Here is a 3,259-nt window from a genome sequence, read left to right as displayed (position 1 = left end):
TCGGCGCCCAGCACGCTGCCGTCGGCGGTGGCCGAATCGACCAGCGTCTGGCGGTTCATCTGGTCGTAGGCGAAGTAGCGGTCGGTCTCCTCGCCGCCCTCGATGGGTGTGCCCTGCGGGCCCTGGGCGGTCAGCGCGCTGTAGGCGAGCTTGGTGTGGATGTGGGTGCGGTTGCCGACCTTGTCGTAGTCGATGGTGATGTAGGCGTTGGTGTCGGCCACCCAGCGCAGGCGGCCCAGCGCGTCGTAGGCCATCTGGTTGTCCTGGTAGGTGACGCCGTCCTGTACGGTGGTCTCGCGGGTGCGCCGTCCGCCCAGGTCATAGGCGTAGGTCGTGACCTTGCCCACGCCCGCGTCGTCGATGCAGTGCCGCCTGCAGCAGAATCGAGAAACTCGATGTCCAGGTCAAGCGACAGATCCCTCAGCGACTCATTGCCTTCATCAAGTAACAGAAGCACAAGCGCGAGGTCAACAGTGCTGCAACGCAGAGGACCTGAATGGCAAAAACAACTTACGCAACAAGAGGCCCTTACGCGCTCCGACCAAAGCGACTGAAGTGAAGAAGGCTTTTATTTCTTCTTGGCAACCAAGCAGGAAAAATCTAACTACGAAAAATATTCGCCAAAACAGATTGCCAAATGCAGGCTTAAGCAATCGCAGCATCACTTATCTGCTCAAGAGTTGGCACTTCACCTGCTTTTATTAGCAAATCAGCCAGCCACTCAGCTTCTGCTTTTGTTCCGGAATAAACGGAGCCTGGCAATATCTTGATCAACGATGCCGCATCTTTCATGTCCAAAGAAAGAGAATTTCTAAGCACTTTGATGATATTTGCTGTCGATTTAATATCATCAATTCGAATAGCCCAAAGGCCGTGCATCTTGATCAGCAGATTTCTAATTTCTGATGGTGCAAGGCCTACGCCATCAGCCTCACTATGCAAGCCGCAACTTGAGCAATTGATCACCTCGTGCCATCTCAGCTTTCCGTTTTGATTTGATTGCCCTACGCGGAGAGCATTGGATACCCCACATCTTGGGCACGCCTCAAGCTCAGGCAATTGATTTTTATCATCAATCATTTCACCATCCTCTCATTCGATTGTAGCGATCAATTGTCTCGTAAAACCTTGCCTCCTTGGCGCTGCCAAGGGGGTGGTGGTCGTAAATTCCCCTCGACCACCACCTATTGTGCAATTCCTCATGAATAATCGTGTCCCGTAAACTGGCGCGGGAGGAAAATGAATTTTTCCCTATCTGAATTCCAGCCCCCTCTTGTGTCACGCCGTGCCCTATAAATGGACTGTATTCAGGAGTGTATGTCAGTCTGGTATTGGGGAAATCTTCTTTAATAATTGCATCTATAGCCCGATTCCTCGACGCAGCAGCCTTTCCTGTTACGTGACTAAGATCAGAAACATACACTTGAGTGCCACCGGCGAACTCCACAGCGGCACTTCGCCCGCTGCCGCTCAAGCCCCTCGCCCTGCTCGCTAACAGCGTCTCACCCATGCTGCTAACGGTACGCAATCCCGTCACAGTTGCGCCAGCTTCCAGTGCAAATTGTGTCCCCGCAAAGAGGATTGTTGTCGCGCCGTCACCAATGTATCCGGCAGTGAAGTCGCGTGCAGCCTGTAGTCCATTGCTGACTCGCTGCGCCACAGGTGCCAAACCACGCATGATGGTCTGAGCACCATCACTGCGCGGGGAGTAGCTCCAACTCTCCGCAAATCCCTCTTGCACACCGACCGCTGCGTCAGTGCCTGCGAGAGTGTAGGGAATGGACGCCAAGCCTCCGGCGATCCTGACTACTTGGTTGTAGGTCCCTCCGATCGCCAGTTCCGCGGCTCCCACAGCCAAGTTGGCCGCTTGCGTCAGCGGAATGTTGGCGCCCGCATTGCTGAAGCGGTTTGTGCTATCGCCGAAGCCTCCTCCATCGACCGGCTGTGCCATCGCCGCAGCGCCTGCAGCGTAATAGGCTTTGGCAAACTGCCCGCTCGGCGTGTCCCACATGCGGTTGAGCATCCTCTGGGTGTCGTCATAGGTGGTTGCCACATAGGTTGGTCTGCTGCGGCCTTCATTGCTGTAGTTTTCGTTGCGATAAGTGGCCTCTTGGGCAGCCTGCCTCATTTGCTCTTCGGCGATAGCTGCTCGGTTGCGACTCTCCAAACCGATCGCATTACCGCCGTATCCGGCTTGGCTCAGGTCGTTCAAATCCACATACAACGTCTGTCCAGGCTGGACGATAGGCATACCTATGGCGTTACGCCTGATCTGCCCTGTGGCCAAAGCCTGTCCATACATCGCTTGTGCCTCAGCCGACGACATGCCCGCGGACCGGAATGCAGCCAGAGGCCCTTGGTCCTGACCAACCGTCACAACTCGCCGCCCACTCGCATCCGTGGTGTCATCCATGACGTCCATACCATTGCGCGCGTAGAGGCCGTCGGCGTTCCCCGTAGCACTCGTGGTAGGCAATCCCATTGGGTTGATGCTTGCACGACGCATCGCCATGTCGTCGGCGAAGTTGAATCCCGTTCCAGGCCCATCTGCGAAGTAACCCAGGATGCGCGCCTTCTCTTCGGCACCAACCACCCCCGGCACATTGTTGGCCTTTGCAAGAGCATCCCCAATGATGTTGCCGAACGCGTCTGCCGCAATTTGCGCGCCACTGATCTTGCCGCCCCGTACGACTGTCCCCGCCAGAGCACCGCCGAATCCTGATACGAAGCTCTTCCCGAAATCGAACTGCGCCTTGGGGTCGTACTGCATCGCCGAATTCAGCCCTTGGCTTACACCTGCACTCACTGCACTGGCCGCCACGCTCTTCCAGCTGAACTTGTCTTGCAATCCGGTCACGACGGCAACGCCTTGTGTGATGGCGCTGCCAAGAGCTCCGCGCATTGCTCCGTTGATAAATGCGCTACCCGTGTCAGGAAGTATGTTCGCACCTCCCAGGCCTGCGGACACCACGCCACCAATAGCACCCAGGGCCACGCCCTTCCAGCTGAATCCATCTTGCACGCCAATGGCATTGCCCACTACCTGACTGGCAATTGAGCCTGCTGCGCCAGCAGCGGCGCCTGCAGTCACCATGCCATAGCCGAGTTCTGACAGCGTTCCATAGGACAAGACGGTCACCACGACAGCCACGATGGCCACAATGACCTGCCCGAGCCCCCCGCACCCACCCCCCTGGCTCTGCGGAGTCGCCATCATCGTCGGCGAATCATTGGCAATCTTGCTCGGGTCGTAAGGCTT

The 3,259-nt window shown here is 56.8% G+C and carries 3 protein-coding genes; all 3 read right to left on the bottom strand.

The annotated features are described in order from the left end of the window. Positions 1–347: hypothetical protein (locus tag PMI12_RS14000; RefSeq protein ID WP_007833427.1), on the bottom strand; the 347-nt coding region annotated here is incomplete at its 3' end. A gap of 298 nt (positions 348–645) precedes the next feature. Continuing rightward, positions 646–1,080, bottom strand: coding sequence for a hypothetical protein (locus tag PMI12_RS28750; RefSeq protein ID WP_157632200.1), 435 nt, complete (start codon positions 1,078–1,080; stop codon positions 646–648). 1 nt (position 1,081) lies between these two features. Continuing rightward, positions 1,082–3,259: hypothetical protein (locus tag PMI12_RS13995; RefSeq protein ID WP_007833426.1), on the bottom strand; the 2,178-nt coding region annotated here is incomplete at its 5' end.

The sequence above is a fragment of the Variovorax sp. CF313 genome (assembly GCF_000282635.1).
In the GTDB taxonomy this organism is placed as follows: domain Bacteria; phylum Pseudomonadota; class Gammaproteobacteria; order Burkholderiales; family Burkholderiaceae_C; genus Variovorax.
Note: the sequence above shows the minus strand (reverse complement) of the source record. Positions and strands in the feature narration are given on the sequence as shown.